Below are 17,817 nucleotides of genomic sequence, written 5' to 3' on the forward strand. Positions count from 1 at the left end.
GTTTAGTAGAATGATAACGTCGTTTTTCTTTATGTATGAACTCAAGATGTGAGCTAGTTCTTACAAAGACAGGATTGGGAGGAGCGTATGCAAATAAGAGAAGTTCTACTTGAGGATGCTGAGCGACTACATACACTCATCTCAGCTGTTGAATCAGAAGCATCATTTATGCTTATGGAACCAGGTGAACGAAACCTAACGATTGAAAAACAAAGAGCGATGGTTCAACATTTCCTAGTTAATAATTATTCAACGATTGTGCTAGCTGAAGATGCAGATGAACTCGTTGGTTATGTAATTGCTATTGGTGGAGAAGTTCAGAGAACAAAGCACTCTGTTCGTTTAGTAATTGGTGTATTGGACTCTTACAGAGGACAGGGCATTGGACATAGATTGTTCAACTTTATAGACAGTTGGGCGAAACTGCAGGGGATCGCGCGATTGGAGTTAAGTGTCGTCACAACAAATGAAGCAGCACTACGACTTTATAGAAAATGTGGATTTACAATCGAAGGTGAAAAAAGAAAGTCGCTATGCATCGACGATGTGTTTTACAATGAATATATCATGTCAAAACTCTTGTATACGTAAGAATTTTCTATGGCATAAAGTCTCGCACATTCACGAAGGAGAATCGGATGAACTGGAAAAACATATGGAAAGGCATCGCAATGGGTATGGTAGAGACGGTGCCAGGTGTAAGTAGCAGTACGATTGCAATGCTAGTAGGCATTTATGAAAATGTGATTGGTTCAATTAGCGACCTTACGTCTAAGTATATTAGACGCGGTGTTCTATACTTAATCCCTGTTGGAATCGGGATTGTCATTGGTTTTTTATTGTCAATACAAGTTGTAGAGTTCTTTTTAATAAACTACACGGTTCCGACACACTTTTTATTTATAGGACTTGTCATCGGGATGCTACCGTTTATATGGTATAGCGGTAAGCGTCACACTGATCAGCTGAAAAGTGTTCCTTATCAAGTGAAACACTATGTAATTATGGTGTTGTTTTTTGTACTACTCGTCTTCTTGAACAATTTCTTAGGCTATGATGAATCGGTAATGACGGATTTGGTATTTACAGATTACCTGTTCTTATTCTTTTCGGGCTGGCTGGCGAGTACGGCACTTGTCTTACCGGGGATTAGCGGTGCGTTAATTCTTATGATCCTGGGCGCTTACTACACAGCGATCGATGCCATTACGTCGTTGAACATTGATGTCATTATTGCAGTAGGCGCTGGTGTAGTGATTGGTGTTCTAATCACAGGGAAGCTTGTGCGTTTCTTAATTATCCATTTCCGACAAAGCACGTACGCAGGGATTGTTGGCCTTTTAGCGGGGTCGGTGATCGTGCTTTACATCGGTTTACCAGAGACGATAGGCCAAATGATAGCGAGTGTGCTACTTCTGATCATCGGGTTCTTGTTCTCGTATTTGATTAGTCAAAGGCAAAAAGTGTAACGATCGATTTGGAGGGCGGGCAAATAAGTTGTCCGCTCTTTTGTATTCCAACGAAAGATGCCAAGTTAATCGCTAGTCTTGGTTGTTCTCCGCTTGCTTTTGTGCAGCATACTTTTTGAAAATCTGGTCGTGGTATTCAACGAGTGTGTAAAACGCAGTCGCGGTTAAGGATAACCCCAGGTTATTCAACCAACGAATCTCCCCAAATAGTAATTGGAACAAAACTAATGACCCGTAAGATGCAAAAAATAAACAGATGAGGCGTACAGGTCGGTACTTGAATAATGTCAACGTATCCCTCCTAATTTGTGTGATTATTATAACATATCAATCATTGGAGTTGGTTTCTATGAACGTGGCATTCTTTGATCGTGATGGTACGATTATTGAAGATTATGAGGATCATGTGTGGACCGGTGTTAAGGAGCCTGTATTTATTAAGGGAGCGATTGAAACGTTAGATCATATACAAAAGCAAGGTTATAGTATTATGATCATTACGAATCAGTATTTGATTAATGAAGGGTACATTTCATATGAACAATACGAAGCAATAAATAGTAGCATGCTTCATGTCTTAAAAGAGCATAACATCTCGATTCAAGAAGTCTTTTATTGTCCCCATAGAAGGGATGAAGGCTGTAGGTGTATAAAACCTAACATCGGAATGATTGAACAGGCGTTAACGAGCTATCCAGAGATTCGTTTGGATCACTCCTTTATTGTAGGTGATTCTAAGGCTGATGTTGATTTAGCGACAAGGCTAGGGGTTCGAGGTTACGGCATTCGTATAACCAATGAGCAACCGAATGTTACGTTGATCGATACGATTAGTGATCTTCAATTTGTAATAAACAAAAACGATAAATAGCGGGCACTCTGAAGCAGGTTCTTCAGAGTTTTTTTATTACTATTTAAATAACTATCTAATTAGATTATAATCTAATTAGATAGGGGTGGAAGGATGCAACTTGATAAAATCGTTAATTTTCATAAAACCGTCGGAGACAAAACGCGAATTCGAATCATTAGCTTGTTGCGTTCGGGACCTCTTCACGGTCAAGCCATTGCTGGGAAGTTAGGCTTAAAAGCACCAACGATCTCACACCATTTGAAGAAGCTTAAGGACATTGATGTTGTCTATCAACGTCGCGATAAAAATACGATCTATTATTATTTGAATGAAAGTAAGTTAGAGCGTCTTACACACGCTATTATTGAAGTTGGAGGGAATGCAATGAATGAGCAATACGCCGTATCGCAAGAAGAAAAGGCAAAAATTATACAGAACTTCACCGACCAAACTGGGCGATTTAAGCGGTTGCCTGCACAGCGGAAGAAAAAGCTCATTCTTTTAGAGCATATCCTTCGTGGATTAGAGCACGGGAAATCATATGAAGAAAAAGAGATTAATGAGTATATTCAAACGTATTATGAAGATTACGCAACGGTTAGACGAGAGTTTGTGATGGCTCATTTTATGTACCGAGACAATGGGATTTATGAACTTAATCCAGTTGAAATGTGGCCGGTGTAGGTTCATGTTAGAACAAATTGACTCTAAATTAGCGAGGGATCTGCTCGACGATTTGTGCCCAACACAATCGTTCGGAATTGTTGAAGGGTTCATTGAGGGTGCTGTGTACTCAGATCGGGTCCAGCGACCTCGGGCGGTTCTTATTGCTACTAAAAGCGGGACGTATACCGTACATGGAGAACCGGGCGCTCATTTTGTTCTTGGATTTTCTTCGTTTTATATGAAGAAAAGTAAGCAGCGTTTTACACTATTTTCACCGAATATACGCTGGGACACATGTTTTGAAAAGATACAATCAAAGGATACAATGAAAATGTCGAGGGTCGTGTATCATCTGGATCATCGAGACAAGCTTTGGGATTCACTGTCTTTATCAATTCGTACGATTGATGAGCATTCGATTGAAAAGAGTCCGCGTTTTAATGAGAACTATTACGTTGAACACTGGGGAAGTGTAGACGCTTATAAGAAGTATGGGATTGGCTATTACGTTGAAGATTTGCAAGGTGAGATTTTAGCGGAATGCACGTTCATTTTTCGAAGTAGGGAAAAAGCCAATATCGACATCTACACGCGAGAATGTGCTAGAGGTAAAGGGCTTGCATCTACACTTGTACTTGCGTTTGTAAAAGAATGTAGAAAGCAGAACATCACACCTATGTGGGATTGTGATGAGGGGAATGAAGCTTCGATGCAACTTGCAAAAAGGTTAGGATTCAGTGAAGTAAATCGTTACCATCTTTATTATAGGAATAGTCTGTAATATTCAAGGGGAGGTGTGATCACCATTTCACTCATTGAGGAGATTCGTAGGCTCATAAACGATGAAGATTCATTTGAAACGCAAGTACAGAAGATCTTTGTTGCTTATCATTGCGTGCCGATCTTTGATCATAGTTTGGAAGTTGCTCGTGAAGCAAAAGCATTGGCTAAAACCTATGGTGAAGATGCATATGGAGCGTTTCGTGCGGGGTTGCTACACGATATTGGTGGGATCATCCCGAACGAAAACAGAGTGAGCGTTGCAACAAAATTAGAAATTGATCTTTATGAAGAAGAACACACCGTTCCTATGATCATTCATCAAAAGATTAGTAAGGTCATTGCTAAAGAAATTTTTCACATTGAAGATCAAAACGTATTAACCGCCATTGAAACACACACAACATTGCATAAAAAGCCGAGTGCGCTTGATCATATTGTATTCCTTGCTGATAAACTAAAATGGGATCAAGGTGGAGAGCCTCCGTATGGAGATGAGTTGCGCAGAGCGATGCAACAGTCATTAGAGTATGGGTCATTTTATTTTATCGACCAGTTGTATCACAGTCCATCGCTTAAAATTATTCACCCTTGGCTTCGCGATGCATATGAAAGACTGAAAGCTACGAATGAGTGATACTTTGAAAACCAAATCTATTGATTTGGTTTTTTTATGTGCGCATGTTTTTTCGTCATAATGACAAAAAATAAGGTAAAATCAAACGTGTTATCATTTTTGACAAAAGACTGAATGATTTTAATCGCAAGCGAAAAGGTGGCTTGGTATGCAGTGAAGATGCATACGAAGATATTCGGATTAATGGTAGGGTTGATAGCTATTGTTGCGCTCTCAATGGCAGCGTTTTTAGCTTATATAGAATATCATAACATTTATGAGCGTCTTGGAGATCAAGCGTTAAGTTCAGCAGTTCATATCGCTAATTCTCCTGAGGTTGTTGACGCATTTTCAGAAGATAATCCTTCGGAATTATTACAACAGTATGCCGATCATTATCAAAGAGATATGGATGCAGAGTTTATTGTTATTGGAAACAATGAAGGCGAGCGTTACGCCCATCCCGATGAATGGAAAATTGGTGAAGCCATGGTTGGTGGGGATAATGATTTGGCATTAATTGCAGGAAGATCGTATGTATCAGTTGCAGAAGGAACCAGGGGGATGTCCTTGCGTGGAAAAACACCGGTACATAGTTCTGAGGGTGAAATTATTGGTGTTGTCTCTGTTGGGTTTCTCGTTCAAGATATCCATGCTGAAATGTGGCAGCGTATCGGAGTTATTGTATTAATTACAACGGTGATTGTTGTCATTGGGGCGTTAGGAAGTATGCTTTTATCAAGAAGTATTCGAAAAGACATGTACGGACTCGAGCCTAAAGAAATTGGTGCGCTCTATCATGAGCGTGAGGCGACATTTGCGGCAATTCGAGAAGGGATTATATCTGTTGATTCTAGTGGATTGATTACGTCGATCAATGCATCAGCGCGTAAAATTCTAAATGTTTCAGGTGAAATTGTCGGTAGACCTGTCCAAGAGATTGTATTAGAGACGAAGATTCCGCGAGTTCTTCATACAAAGAAAGCAGAATACAACGATGAATTGTTCATAAACGGCCATACGATTATTGTCAACCGTCAACCGATTATGCACGGTAATGACATTCAAGGGGTTGTAAGCAGTTTCCGAGATAAAACCGAAATGATCGAGATGGCGAATACTTTGTCCGACATTAAAAGTTATTCAGAGGACTTAAGGGCGCAAAACCACGAGTTTACGAATAAGTTGTACACACTTTCTGGATACATGCACCTTGGACTTATTCAGGAGGCCAAATCGTTTATCGCACACGAAACATCCTCTAAAGATAAGCAGAATGACCTTGTCACGAATTACATTAAGGATACGACAATCCAAGCCATTCTTGTTGGCAAATATGGGCGTGCTTCTGAGTTGAAGGTAGATTTTTCAATAGATCGAGAAAGTCGATTAGAGAAATTACCAACTCATATCGGTGAGTCACAAATCATCTCCATTATCGGTAATGTAATTAATAACGCATTAGAAGCTTCGCTTACTCATCATCAACCTGCTGTATCTGTCTCTATTTCAGACTATGGTAAAGATATTATTCTTGAAGTTACGGACAATGGACAAGGGCTATCAGATGACTTGGATCGTGTGATTGAAAAGGGCTATTCAACGAAAGGTCAAAAAAGAGGATATGGCCTTGCCATCGTACAAGCATTGGTTGGGGAATACGGAGGTTTCTTGGAGTATCATCGCTTCCAAGGCGAAACGACGGTAGTTACTATCTATTTACCTAAACAGTTAAGAGGAGGTCAAAACGATGATTCGAGTGCTCATCTGTGAGGATGATTTTCGTGTCGCAAATGTCCATGAATCACTTGTCAGTCAGTTCTCATCATTTGAGTGTGTTGGTAAAGCGTCGAACGTGCAAGCGATGATGAGTCAAATAAGAGAGCAAACGATTGACTTAATTTTATTAGACTTATACTTGCCAGATGGGCTTGGCGTTGAACAAATCTTGGACGTGAAGTCTGCGGCACCAAATGTTGATATCATTGTGATTACAGCTTCAGATGAACGAGATCATGTGCAAAAGGCAATTCGATACGGGGTGTATGACTATATCATTAAAAGCCATTCGTTTGAGCGATTGGAAAAGTCGTTAGCAAATTACATTACGTACTTTAACGTGATGAATCGATTGGCTCCTTTTGATCAAGAACATATTGATCAGTTGCTCGAAAGGTCATTAAAGCCAGAGAGCAGTGATTTTAGCGACTTACCTAAAGGAATTGATGGGATGACCTTACACCATGTTCAACAATTATTAAAATCAATGGTAGAAGGAATCACAGCAGAGGAAATGGGTGAAAAGCTTGGTGCATCTCGCACCACAGCGAGAAGATATTTGGAATACTTAATTCAGTTAGAACGTGCTGTGGCTATGCCGGTATATGGTGTTGTAGGTAGACCAGAACGCAAATATTTCTTGAAATAGCCGTTGTAGATTCTACAACGGCTATTGTTATATCCGAAAAACAAGATTCTGTGAACAAAATGAACAAAACTCTATAAAACCCTACATAATTACAATCAATGGTTTCAACAATCATTTTATTCAGATTATATTGACGCTATATTTCTATTCCCTTATAGTGACTAGTATTGAAAGCGTTTTACTAGAATGTCGGAATGTAACCAATGTAGGGGGATTTCAAATGCAACCAGATGTTTCGATTTGGCTAACTGTTGTCGGTTTAGCGATTATCTTTCTAATTGTCGGTCTATTAATTTGGGGGAAAATCAGCCCGATTGTAGGGATGACATTAATCCCAATTCTCGGTGCTTTGATTGCTGGCTTTAATTTTGCAGAGATTACAGAGTTTTTAGAAGCGGGTACAAGTCAAGTGATGGGCGTAGTTGTTATGTTCATCTTTGCGATTATTTTCTTTGGTATTATGCAAGATAGTGGATTGTTTAATCCGTTTGTGCGGTCAATGATTCTTGTAACTAGAGGTAACGTTGTTGTTGTCGCCATTGCAACCGCTATCATTGGAATGGTTGCTCAAATTGATGGCGCGGGTGCATCAACATTTTTAATCTCAATTCCGGCATTATTGCCACTATATAAAGAGCTACATATGAGTCGATACTTGTTGCTTTTACTAATTGCACTCAGTGCTGGAGTCGTAAACATGATTCCTTGGGGTGGTCCAGCAGCAAGAGCGGCTTCTGTTATTGGAACCGATCCAGTTTCTTTCTATTTGCCACTTATTCCATTACAAATTGCTGGTCTTGTATTAATACTAGGACTTGCAACGTTATTAGGAATTAGAGAGAAAAGAAGAATTGAAAAGCGGGTTAAAGCAGGCGAAATTACGTTGAATGAAAATGTCAACGTAAAAGGAATTGCTGATGAGTTTGTGAAACGCCAAAATGAAGAAATGGCGGCTGCAAGTGAACAACCACGCAAGCATCCAGCGATTATTTGGATCAACTTATTGTTAACGATCGCAGTGTTAGCAACGATGATCTCGTCGCTTTTACCACCACAGTACGCATTTATGTTAGGGGTAGCGATTGCTCTTCCAATTAACTATGCAACGGTGAATGATCAAATGGGAAGAGTGAAAGCGCACGCACCAAGTGCATTAATGATGGCAGCTGTTATTTTGGCAGCGGGTGTATTCTTAGGAATCTTAGACAATTCAGGTATGCTAGAGAACATTGCACTTGCAACTATTAGTGTAATGCCAGAGTTCGTCGTTCCTTATATTCATATTATTGTTGCGATGTTTGGGGTACCGATGGATCTTCTGACAAGTACAGATGCGTATTACTTCGCTTTGCTTCCAATTGTGGATTCAATCGCAAGTACACAGGGAATCGAGTCAACGTCAACGGCTTACGCGATGCTTACTGGAAATATTATCGGTACATTTGTCAGCCCGTTCTCTCCTGCGCTATGGTTAGGTGTCGGTTTAGCTGGAGCGAATATGGGACAACACATCCGCTACTCATTCTTCTGGATGTGGGGATTCAGCATTATTATGATCATTCTTGGAATTCTTATGGGAATCATTTAAACATAATAAAGGTTTCTTTTGAAATAGATTCACACAATCAAACGTGTGAATCTATTTTTTTGTTTGTCGAATAATCGCTACATTATGTTAAGTATACTTTACATAATGTTTGAAGATTAGTACACTGGTGTTGAATCAAGGGAGGGATAGAATGACAGTGTTTAATGGGGTTGCATTGGCTATAGTGATTGGTTCACTACTTTTTATAGCTTACTATAATGATTGGCGAGATGAACGTTCAAGAGCTGTTGTAGGTAAAGCGAGCAGCATTTCCTTTTTTGTCGGTCTCGTTGCTTCGGCATTGTTTTTGGTGATGTATGAAACAGGACAGTTCGCTAACTTTACAGATACTGCGTTACTCGCTTTAGCAAGTATCGTTATGCTACATGCTATGCTCGTTTTTGTCTTTCATCGTTATGTCGTCTAAGGAGAAAATAATGAACAATAAACTTAAAGTATTTCGTGCGATGCATGATCTATCACAAGCACAATTAGCAGAACATATTGGGGTCAGCCGTCAAACGATTATTTCAATAGAGAAGAAGAAATACAAGCTAACGCTTGAGTTAGCATATACGATTGCAAACTATTTTAATGTTTCAGTTGAAGACGTTTTTCCGAATGAAGGAAGCGGGAACAGTGAAGAAGCTTAATAATAGGAGGAGTTAGATGAGCCCAAAAGCGTTTTATATCGTTACGACAATCTCATTAATTGGTGGCGGTGTAGCTGGATATTACGTTTACCAGTTGTTAGCTTGATATTATTTACGCCAACATGGCGTTTTTTTTTAACTTTAAGAGTAGAATAGATTCAGGAAGATAGTGGATAAATTTTACTTTGAACGAGAGAATAAAGTGAATGGTAGGTAGCGGGTTAAATGCAAAAGGAAGTGACAGCATGAAGGAAGACGAAGCTGCAATTCAGTTTCATGAAGTGAACTTTGCAACAAAGGAATTGACGATACTCAAGTCAATTACAGGCTCATTTGTACGAGGTGGGATTACAACGTTAGTTGGCCCTTCTGGTGCTGGGAAATCGACATTGTTTCGTTTATGTAATGGTCTCTTATCGGCGAGTTCAGGTGGCATATGGATCGATGGGATTGCAATCGATGACTATGAACCGGTGCAGTTACGACGAGAGATCGGTATTGTGTTGCAAAGCGCAACGATGATAGCAGGAACGGTAAGGGATAATTTGGAGCTACCAAGAGCGCTACAAGGAGAATCACTGACTGACAACGAAGCCGAGGAGTATATTAAAGTGGTTGGGTTAGGAAAAGAGTTTCTAACACGGAATAGTCACGATTTGTCTGGTGGACAAAAGCAACGGGTGTCGATTGCGCGGACGCTCGTAAATCGCCCTAAAATCTTGTTATTAGATGAGATTACATCGTCATTGGATCGTGTGTCGACGCAAGAGATTGAAGAGCTTATCGTACATATTAATCAACACTACAAAACGACGGTTATTTGGATTACGCATCATCTCGACCAAGCATTACAGATCGGGACGTACACGTGGGTCATGATGGATGGCAAGTTGGTAGAGTCAGGACCGAGTAATCTCCTTCGTAACCCGGAAAATGAAGACGTTCGACGTTTTGTGAAGGGGGAAGTCGAATGAGCTTCCTAACACTTGTGATTGCCCTCGTTTTTGTTGCAATTCCACTCGTGCTTTCAAAGACGTTAAATCTTGGTCTTGAGAGAGATACGATCGTCGCAACCGTTCGTTCGATTGTTCAATTACTTGCCGTCGGGTACTTGTTGCAGTTTGTATTTGATTCAGAAAGCATATTGTATATTGTCTTAATGATTGTTTTAATGATCGGTGCTGCTACGGAGAACGCAAGGAAAAAAGGGTCTAGTATTCCAGGAATTACATGGAAGTTAATTGTTACATTTCTATTCGTGCAAGTGCTAACACAAGCCATTCTCTTAAGCCTCAATATTATTCCAGCGACTGCTCAGTACATCATCCCAATTAGCGGTATGGTAATAGGGAATTCCATGGTGCTTGGAATACTCTTTCTTAATCGTTTTACAGCTGAGGTAGCGTCAAGGCATGACGAGACGGAATTAATCTTATCGCTTGGGGGGACACCAAAGCAAGCGGTGCATCGTCCTTTAGTAACGTCGATTAAAGCAAGCATTATTCCGACGATTGAAGCTCAGAAGACGATCGGTCTTGTGCAATTGCCAGGCATGATGAGCGGGCAAATCATTGCCGGTGCGGATCCGGTTCAGGCAGTGATGTTCCAATTACTCATCTTATTCTTATTGTTAACGACCGCCGTAATTACAAGCATTATGCTCGGTTACTTCTCTTATCCAACCCTCTTTAATAATCGAATGCAATTCATAAAAAAACAACATAACCGTGGAGCTTAACGTTTAGTGCAAAGAAAGGCTGATCAAGACGTCAAACTTTAAGTAATGGATCTCTTCATCGACGGTAAGGATGTGAAATTGCTTCTGGGTGTTATTTATAAAATGGCAATGACCGATGATTTCGTAAAAGTGACCATCATACCAGAAGATAAACGTTAACAACTGGTGATACTCCATCGCTTCTGAAAGAATATACTCGAATTCTTGCCAATGTTGTTCATCCAGAGTAGGTTGTTGAACCTTTTTGTTCTCTTCTTGGTGTTTAAGCCATGCTTCGCGGTGTTCAGGTAAAATCATCCGCATCGATTCCCATCGCATGTTGCCACCGGGTGTAAGCTTATTCATTGCACGCCCTCCAGAACATTTGTTCTCATTTTAGCATGATCTTTAGTGGAGCGCTAGTTTTGTCGTAGGTCAATGTTGTAATTTGCGATAGCGTCATTCCGACTAAACGGAACGATTTCAAGCGGGAGTGGCTCATTTAAGGTTGTTATTCTTAATGTAGAAGGGAGGTCATCTGATGGACGTGTTAAAACGAATGAATGATGCCATTGATTATATTGAAAAAAACTTGGACCAAAAAGTGAATTACAAAGAGGTCGCAAGCATCGCTCAGTTTTCCGATCATCATTTCAGGAGAATGTTTTCATTTATTACAGGTGTTTCGATTGCGGAATACGTTCGCAGAAGACGTTTGACGTTAGCGGCATTTGATTTAAAGCATCCTCATGTGCGCGTCATCGATGTGGCAATGAAGTACGGGTATGATTCTCCAGATGCGTTTTCAAGGGCGTTTCAATCTTTACACGGTATAACCCCTAGTGAAGTTTATTATTCAGATGCTTCATTAAGGGCTTTTCCGCCAATGACCTTCCAATTTATGATTAAGGGAGCGGTTGAAATGGAATATCGGATTGTTGAGAAAGAAGCGTTTACGGTCGTCGGGAAAAAAGAGAACGTTGTGATGGGAGAAGGAGGAGAGTTTGCGCCGAAGCTTTGGGAACAACTTGAGACGATTGAAGATCAACTTAAACCGTATGATCACTCATCATTCCCTGGGATTTTGCACATCTCTAACGCGAAACAATCAAATGACGTTACGTATATGATTGCAACAGCAACAGATCAGCAAACTACAGGAGAGTTTGAGTCTTTCACAATTCCTGCTAAAACGTGGGCAGTCTTTCATGCCCAAGGACCGATGCCTGAAGCGATGTTAAAGACGTGGGAACGGGTGTATTCTGAGTGGGTTCCAATGACTGAGTATGAATTGGATGAAGCTCCTGAAATGATTCGAAGTATTGAGGAGAAAATTGAAATTTGGGTTGCTGTTAAACCAAATGCAACGGTTCGCTTTTGAATGATGGATGCGTGTTGATTATAATTGAAGTAGCGAAAAGCGGGGAGCGCCCCGCTTTTTCTCATATCAACGTAATGTTGACTAGACGAGGTGAAACGATGAGTCAGTTGTTAAGAGACCAATATCCGTTAAAAGGTCATGTGATTTTGATTACTGGGGTTAGTCGCCGTCAAGGAATAGGATATGCTGTCGCAAAGAAATGCGCGGCATTCGGGGCATCAATTATTGCCCATCATTATCAACCTCATGACGAAGAACAAGAATGGGGAAGTGACAAGCTGGATGAGGTTTTTAAAGGAATTCAGTCAGAACTTATTGATGATGCGCGCTTTCTTGAAGTTTCTGGTGATTTTCAAAAGGCAGAAACTCCAGACCACGTAATGAACGTAGCTGTTGATGCATTTGGTCAGATTGATGGCTTGGTGTGTAATCATGCCATGAGTGGATCTGACGGCGCTATTGGGGAACTAACTGCAGAAATGCTTGATAACCATTGGGCAGTCAATACGCGCTCTTCTATTCTCCTTGCCCAAGCGTTTGCAAATCAAATTCCCAAAGATCGTGAAGGGTCTATTGTGTTCATGACGTCAGGTCAACGACTAGGTCCAATGCCAGGAGAGGTTGCATATGCATCGGCAAAAGGAGCACTAGCAGATAGTACGTTAACGATTGCCGACCAGCTCGCAGATCAACAAATCCGAGTGAATACGGTTAACCCAGGGCCCGTTGACACAGGCTATATGGATGAGACAACGTGGAAGCAACTGCAACCGATGTTTCCATTTGGTCGTTACGGACAACCTGAAGACCCAGCAAGATTAATTGCTTGGTTACTTACAAGAGAAGCCTGCTGGATTACCGGGCAAATCATTAACACAGAAGGTGGGTTTGGTCGGTGGAGACCTAAAGGTTAGAACTGCCTACTAGAATACATTATTATGCGAATTATTTTCCGGGAAATAATATGTAGTAAATACTTAATTTTAGATTTTGCACACGTGAACAAATCGTTACGAAGGCTTTTGTTCTATTGATCTTTTTAATTAGATGTGTGAAAGATAGAGTAGGCATCAATGATTGATTTAGATGGTTGATACATAAAGGTAGGGGTTAAGATTCATGTTAAATAAAGTATGGTTTCAATTAGGAATTGGCTTGCTATTGCTCATTCTGATCGTAAAGAACTTTATGGAGATCAGTGGTTTATTCGAACCAGTAATTATTATTTTGACGACGATCATGATTCCAGTTCTGTTAGCCGGTTTGTTATTTTACATTACGGAGCCTTTGCAACGTCGTCTCGTTCGATATATGCCGAAATGGGCAAGTGCTCTAGCAATTTTGGGGATTGTTGCGGTATTTATCGCCATCATGGCAAGCCTAATTCTCGATCCACTTATTGAAGAAGCCAATAAGTTTGTTCAAAATGTACCGATGATTTTCCAACAGTTTGAGGCAATGATCGTACAATTTCTGAATGATGACGGATCGTTTCCTATTGATCTAGAACAAACCTTCGGATCGGTTTTGGATTCGATTGAAGATATCATTATCGTTGGTTCTAGCTATCTCGTATCCTTTCTAAGTGGGGCCGTCTCAGCGGCATTAACCTTGATCCTCGTACCATTTTTCTTCTTCTTTATGTTAAAAGATCATGAGAGGTTTGCTCCTGCTCTTTATAATTTGTTTCAAGGAGAACGAAGAGAATGGGTCAAGAAGCTTTTAAGTGAAGTTGACTTTGCGCTGAAAAGCTATGTTCAAGGTCAAGTATTAGCAGCTTTTATACTCGCTGTTTTGCTGTTTACCGGTTATTCTCTCATTGGACTTGAATACGCACTGTTACTCGCATTACTTGCGTTTTTACTAAATATGATTCCGTTCCTTGGACCGTGGCTTGCGTTCTTCCCTGCGTTTGTCATTGCGCTCATTCAAGATCCGGTGTTAACCATTTGGGTGTCGCTCATTACACTTGCCGTACAGCAAGCTGAGAGCAACCTCATTACGCCGAACATTATGGGTAAGAAGCTTAGCGTTCATCCACTAACTGTAATCACACTCGTACTAGCTGCAGGAAATATTGCTGGGTTTATTGGGATGATTGTAGCGATCCCGACGTATGCCGTTCTTAAAGTGATCGTCATTAACATTTACGAGAAGCGTCAAAACATCCAAAAGCAAATCTTTAAAGACGTAAAATAAAAAGGGGAATGTGTATGGCAAGCTCTTTGCAAGAGCGTAGGAAGTGGAACGAACTTGAAGCCTACATTCAGTCACAAATGCACGCCTATGCAATTCCAGGTGCTTCAATTGCTGTAAGTAAGAACAGTCAGCTAGTCTATTCACAAGGGTTCGGTTATCGTGATCTTGATCAGAAGCTACCCGTTACGAAAGATACAATCTTTGGTGTCGCTTCAATAACCAAATCGTTTACAGCTCTAGCAATTATGCACATGCATGATCAAAAGCAGTTATCTATTGAGGACCCTGTTGTTCAGTATTTGCCCCAGTTTTCCTTACGTGGAGGAAATACCGATAAAGTAACAATTGCCCATCTGCTATCTCATACGACGGGTGTTCCGCCATTGCGACGTTGTGTTCAACTAGATGGCTTTAATGAACACCTGAATTATTTGCGAAATGGAGATTATGAATCATTTGCTGAGCCGGGAAACTATTTCAGTTATTGCAATGATACGTTTTTGGTTCTCGGAGCGATTATTGAGAAGGTCAGTGGTCAGTCATACCGCGCGTACATGACAGAAAAGCTACTAAAACCGTTAGGTCTTACGCGCTCAACCTATGATGTAGATCGTCTGGAACGGTTAGAAAATGTGTCGATTCCGTATGTATACAACAAAGAGAAAAATCGTCAGGAGGCCGTTGCTTGGCCAAAGCTTGGAAACTATGAAGTTGGTGGAGGCATTCGTTCAACAGCCATTGATTTAATAGCTTATGGTCGTTTATATACAGACCCGTCATTTCGAAGTGCTCGGTTTCCGATTCGTGAACGTGTGCTTAAGAGCATGTGGCGTCCGTTGATTGAAGCGAATTACGTTTCTTCATATGGCTATGCCCTACAAGCTGTCTCGAATTATGAAGGAAAAACACTTGTTGGTCATGGTGGAAGTCAACCAGGTGTCTCATCGTACTTCGGGTTTATCCCTGAAGAAGATACGGTCATTGTCGTATTGCTGAATTGTTCAGATGCACCAGCAGAAGATCTTTGGCGAGCGGTAGCGAATGTAACGTTAGATTTGCCGCTTGAACAGTCAATGGTTGAAGACAATGAGTATACGATGGCAGATAAAGAAAAGAAGCGGTTGTTAGGTGCTTATTTTGTTAGAGAAGGAAACGGTGAGGTGCAAATTTCGGAAGAGAGTGGTAGGCTCGCTATAACAATGGATGGTCGTAAGCTTAAGTTACGAGCGGAGAACGCGACCACATTAGTGATCGAAGAGACGGGGAAGCCGTTAACGTTTTATCTCTCAGAAGACGGCATCGCTTGGGGCGTAAGAGTTGGGCTTAGAATGTTTTTGAGAAAGTGACTGCAATGTGCAGTCACTTTTTTTGTGTACGCGTAGTCAATTAATCTGGCTAAAGAGCACATTTTCATAAGGAGTAGACATGCACACAATAGCGCTCCTCCACGACTACATAATTTAACTATAAGGTAGACAGCACAGAAAAAGGAGGGCGCATGTGATGAATGTTTCTAGTTATCAAGAGCTGTTAATCGCTTTAGCGATGAATGCACCTATAATCATTGTTACGAACGATATTGTTATAGAAGGACAAATTACGATAAATTATGCTGTAGCTATTCAAGGGATTGAAAGAACGACGCTACTTCAACGTTCAACAACTTACTCAGGATACGTCTTTAATATCACGGCAAACGGTCAGTTATTGTTACAAGATTTAATTGTTGATGGTGGTAGTACGATTGGTTTAGAAGATGGATCTTCTTTAATTAATTCGGCAGGAACGTTGAATACCAACAATGTGACATTGCAAAATTCATCTTCAACTTTTCGTGGTGGTGCATTAATGGTCGGAGGAGCTAGCACTGTAACTGTTATGAATAACACCATCATTTCGAATTGTAGCGCTGTAGGAATCGGTGGAGCGATTTATGTTGGGGGGACAAATAAACGAGTAGTGATTACGAACTCCACGATTAGTGGTAGCTTCTCTGGTAGTAATGGTGGAGCGATCTACACGAATCAAACCGCGACGTTAAGTTGTACGACGGTTACGTTTATAGAAAATGAAGCATCCACAAATGGAGGAGTGCTTTTTGCCAATATAAATACAACAACGACCATCTCGAACTGTCAATGTATGATGAATGTAGCGAGTAACGGGGGAGCGATCTTTGCTAATGCGAGTACAACACCAGAAATCGTTGATACCGTATTCACGGAGAACATTGCCAGAGCCAATGGTGGAGCTGTTTATTTGAACAATGATAGCAACTCTTTACTATCAAGAAACTCGTTTGAGCGAAACGAAGCAATAAATGGGGCTGGACTGTTTGTTAATAATGCTGCAACGATGAATCTCGACAACACGTCATTTACGAATAATGTTGCATCAAATAATGCAGGAGCCCTGTTTATGAATACAAATACGCAGTCGACGATTACAGCGTGTACATCTCGTGCAAATGTAGCAGTGAATAATGGAGGGGCAATGTATGCGAACATTGGGGCGATCTTGCAGTTGGAAAACAGTCTTATTGATTCAAATATAGCGGGAAATGAAGCTGGAGGAATCTATGTTAATTCTACTGCGAATGCAACTGTTTCAAATGCAGAAATTAACGGTAATGAAGCGGTAATCGGTGGAGCAGTGTCAATTAACACAAATGGTAGCATGATGATTACAAACAGTAGAATTATTGATAATAACGCTAGCGTACGTGCAGGTGCCATTAATAATTTTGGAGCATTAACGTTAATTAATCGCGTTGATTTTGGACCAATTGGCTCTAATGAAGCGCCTATTGCACCTGGAATCTTTAATGCTGGAGAGATGAATGTTGAAGATTTAACAACGGATATCAATGGTGTTTATATTGTAGATGCCGAGAACGTGATTCGAATCATTAACCCTTTGTTTGCAGGTTCAGTGTTTCAACTAGATACTTCTGAATACGTTTTTCCAGATCCTGAGCGAAGCCCTATTGTTGTTGCAATTCCTACACCACAGTATCCAGTGTTATCTCAATCCGATGCAAATGCATTCTTGAAACCTGTCACTGGTTTTGAAGATTGGGAGATTCAACTTCTCAACAATCAAGTTGTCCTCGTTTTTAACCCTTCACCACTTCAATATACGATCACGTATGTTGGCGTATTAAGTACAATCAACCCGAATCCAACGAGTTATCGACCTGAGGACCTCCCGATTGTGCTACAAGATCCTAATCCAGTCGAAGGATATGAATTTATCGGTTGGTTCGATGAGCTCGGCAATCAAGTGAGCATCATCCCACAAGGAACAGTTGGAGACATCGTTCTCTATGCACGGTACAGGGAAACGGGTGGTGCATTTGGCGAAGGACAAATGATTACGAACCGCGTTAGGGTGCGTTGTTGTCCATGTGATGCCCCGGCGAAAGAGTAATAAATGTTTCTTAATGAATAGTAAATAATGCTCGATTA

The 17,817-nt window shown here is 40.7% G+C and carries 20 protein-coding genes; 18 read left to right on the plus strand and 2 right to left on the minus strand.

The annotated features are described in order from the left end of the window. Nucleotides 1-87: 87 nt before the first annotated feature. Together JOD17_RS10805 and JOD17_RS10810 are read left to right on the plus strand one after the other, a co-directional pair. Nucleotides 88-591, plus strand: a complete 504-nt coding sequence (locus tag JOD17_RS10805) for a GNAT family N-acetyltransferase (protein WP_204697689.1) — start codon at nucleotides 88-90, stop codon at nucleotides 589-591. A 47-nt stretch (nucleotides 592-638) separates the two neighbouring features. Further along, a complete protein-coding gene (locus JOD17_RS10810; RefSeq protein WP_204697690.1) occupies nucleotides 639-1,469 on the plus strand; it encodes a DUF368 domain-containing protein in 831 nt (276 codons plus the stop codon). Between the two features lie 72 nt (nucleotides 1,470-1,541). Here JOD17_RS10810 and JOD17_RS10815 read toward each other — a convergent pair whose 3' ends face one another. Continuing rightward, nucleotides 1,542-1,760: a hypothetical protein gene (locus JOD17_RS10815; RefSeq protein ID WP_204697691.1), complete on the minus strand. Its 219-nt coding sequence runs from the start codon at nucleotides 1,758-1,760 to the stop codon at nucleotides 1,542-1,544. Nucleotides 1,761-1,818: 58 nt separating this feature from the next. On the opposite strand from JOD17_RS10815, the gene JOD17_RS10820 reads away from it, so the two are divergent. The 11 genes from JOD17_RS10820 to JOD17_RS10870 all read left to right on the plus strand — a co-directional run bounded on the left by JOD17_RS10820 (nucleotide 1,819) and on the right by JOD17_RS10870 (nucleotide 10,791). Then, on the plus strand, nucleotides 1,819-2,340 hold the full coding sequence (locus JOD17_RS10820) for a D-glycero-alpha-D-manno-heptose-1,7-bisphosphate 7-phosphatase (protein ID WP_204697692.1): 522 nt from the start codon (nucleotides 1,819-1,821) through the stop codon (nucleotides 2,338-2,340). A gap of 93 nt (nucleotides 2,341-2,433) precedes the next feature. Continuing rightward, nucleotides 2,434-3,006, plus strand: coding sequence for a DUF2087 domain-containing protein (locus JOD17_RS10825; RefSeq protein ID WP_204697693.1), 573 nt, complete (start codon nucleotides 2,434-2,436; stop codon nucleotides 3,004-3,006). 4 nt (nucleotides 3,007-3,010) lie between these two features. Beyond that, nucleotides 3,011-3,769, plus strand: coding sequence for a GNAT family N-acetyltransferase (locus JOD17_RS10830; RefSeq protein WP_204697694.1), 759 nt, complete (start codon nucleotides 3,011-3,013; stop codon nucleotides 3,767-3,769). 15 nt (nucleotides 3,770-3,784) lie between these two features. Continuing rightward, nucleotides 3,785-4,405, plus strand: a complete 621-nt coding sequence (gene yqeK / locus JOD17_RS10835) for a bis(5'-nucleosyl)-tetraphosphatase (symmetrical) YqeK (RefSeq protein ID WP_204697696.1) — start codon at nucleotides 3,785-3,787, stop codon at nucleotides 4,403-4,405. 159 nt (nucleotides 4,406-4,564) lie between these two features. After that, nucleotides 4,565-6,157 (plus strand): ATP-binding protein, encoded by a 1,593-nt coding sequence (locus JOD17_RS10840; protein ID WP_239575464.1) that lies wholly within the window; start codon nucleotides 4,565-4,567, stop codon nucleotides 6,155-6,157. Beyond that, entirely contained in the window at nucleotides 6,135-6,812 is a 678-nt protein-coding gene (locus JOD17_RS10845) for a response regulator (protein WP_204697700.1), read from the plus strand. The genes JOD17_RS10840 and JOD17_RS10845 overlap by 23 nt, the downstream gene beginning before the upstream one ends. A gap of 220 nt (nucleotides 6,813-7,032) precedes the next feature. Next, entirely contained in the window at nucleotides 7,033-8,400 is a 1,368-nt protein-coding gene (locus tag JOD17_RS10850; protein WP_204697701.1) for a CitMHS family transporter, read from the plus strand. Nucleotides 8,401-8,551: 151 nt separating this feature from the next. After that, complete coding sequence (locus tag JOD17_RS10855; protein WP_204697702.1) at nucleotides 8,552-8,827, plus strand: hypothetical protein; 276 nt, start codon at nucleotides 8,552-8,554, stop codon at nucleotides 8,825-8,827. Between the two features lie 10 nt (nucleotides 8,828-8,837). After that, complete coding sequence (locus tag JOD17_RS10860; RefSeq protein ID WP_204697703.1) at nucleotides 8,838-9,053, plus strand: helix-turn-helix transcriptional regulator; 216 nt, start codon at nucleotides 8,838-8,840, stop codon at nucleotides 9,051-9,053. A gap of 245 nt (nucleotides 9,054-9,298) precedes the next feature. Then, a complete protein-coding gene (locus JOD17_RS10865; RefSeq protein ID WP_204697704.1) occupies nucleotides 9,299-10,027 on the plus strand; it encodes an ABC transporter ATP-binding protein in 729 nt (242 codons plus the stop codon). Next, on the plus strand, nucleotides 10,024-10,791 hold the full coding sequence (locus JOD17_RS10870) for an ABC transporter permease (RefSeq protein WP_204697705.1): 768 nt from the start codon (nucleotides 10,024-10,026) through the stop codon (nucleotides 10,789-10,791). Before JOD17_RS10865 ends, JOD17_RS10870 begins: the two co-directional genes overlap by 4 nt. 3 nt (nucleotides 10,792-10,794) lie before the next feature. Here JOD17_RS10870 and JOD17_RS10875 read toward each other — a convergent pair whose 3' ends face one another. Continuing rightward, complete coding sequence (locus JOD17_RS10875) at nucleotides 10,795-11,136, minus strand: YolD-like family protein (protein WP_204697706.1); 342 nt, start codon at nucleotides 11,134-11,136, stop codon at nucleotides 10,795-10,797. A 175-nt stretch (nucleotides 11,137-11,311) separates the two neighbouring features. Between JOD17_RS10875 and JOD17_RS10880 the strand changes: the two genes are divergently transcribed. The 5 genes from JOD17_RS10880 (at nucleotide 11,312) to JOD17_RS10900 (ending at nucleotide 17,779) form a co-directional block, all read left to right on the plus strand. Continuing rightward, nucleotides 11,312-12,151: an AraC family transcriptional regulator gene (locus JOD17_RS10880; RefSeq protein ID WP_204697708.1), complete on the plus strand. Its 840-nt coding sequence runs from the start codon at nucleotides 11,312-11,314 to the stop codon at nucleotides 12,149-12,151. A 98-nt stretch (nucleotides 12,152-12,249) separates the two neighbouring features. Further along, nucleotides 12,250-13,065: an SDR family oxidoreductase gene (locus JOD17_RS10885; protein WP_204697710.1), complete on the plus strand. Its 816-nt coding sequence runs from the start codon at nucleotides 12,250-12,252 to the stop codon at nucleotides 13,063-13,065. 205 nt (nucleotides 13,066-13,270) lie between these two features. After that, the gene (locus JOD17_RS10890) at nucleotides 13,271-14,350 is read left to right on the plus strand and encodes an AI-2E family transporter (RefSeq protein ID WP_204697712.1); all 1,080 of its coding nucleotides are present in this window, start codon (nucleotides 13,271-13,273) and stop codon (nucleotides 14,348-14,350) included. 14 nt (nucleotides 14,351-14,364) lie between these two features. Further along, nucleotides 14,365-15,696, plus strand: a complete 1,332-nt coding sequence (locus JOD17_RS10895; protein WP_204697714.1) for a serine hydrolase domain-containing protein — start codon at nucleotides 14,365-14,367, stop codon at nucleotides 15,694-15,696. 157 nt (nucleotides 15,697-15,853) lie between these two features. After that, entirely contained in the window at nucleotides 15,854-17,779 is a 1,926-nt protein-coding gene (locus JOD17_RS10900) for a right-handed parallel beta-helix repeat-containing protein (protein ID WP_204697716.1), read from the plus strand. Nucleotides 17,780-17,817: the final 38 nt, after the last annotated feature.

Source organism: Geomicrobium sediminis, assembly GCF_016908595.1.
In the GTDB taxonomy this organism is placed as follows: domain Bacteria; phylum Bacillota; class Bacilli; order Bacillales; family Marinococcaceae; genus Geomicrobium_A; species Geomicrobium_A sediminis.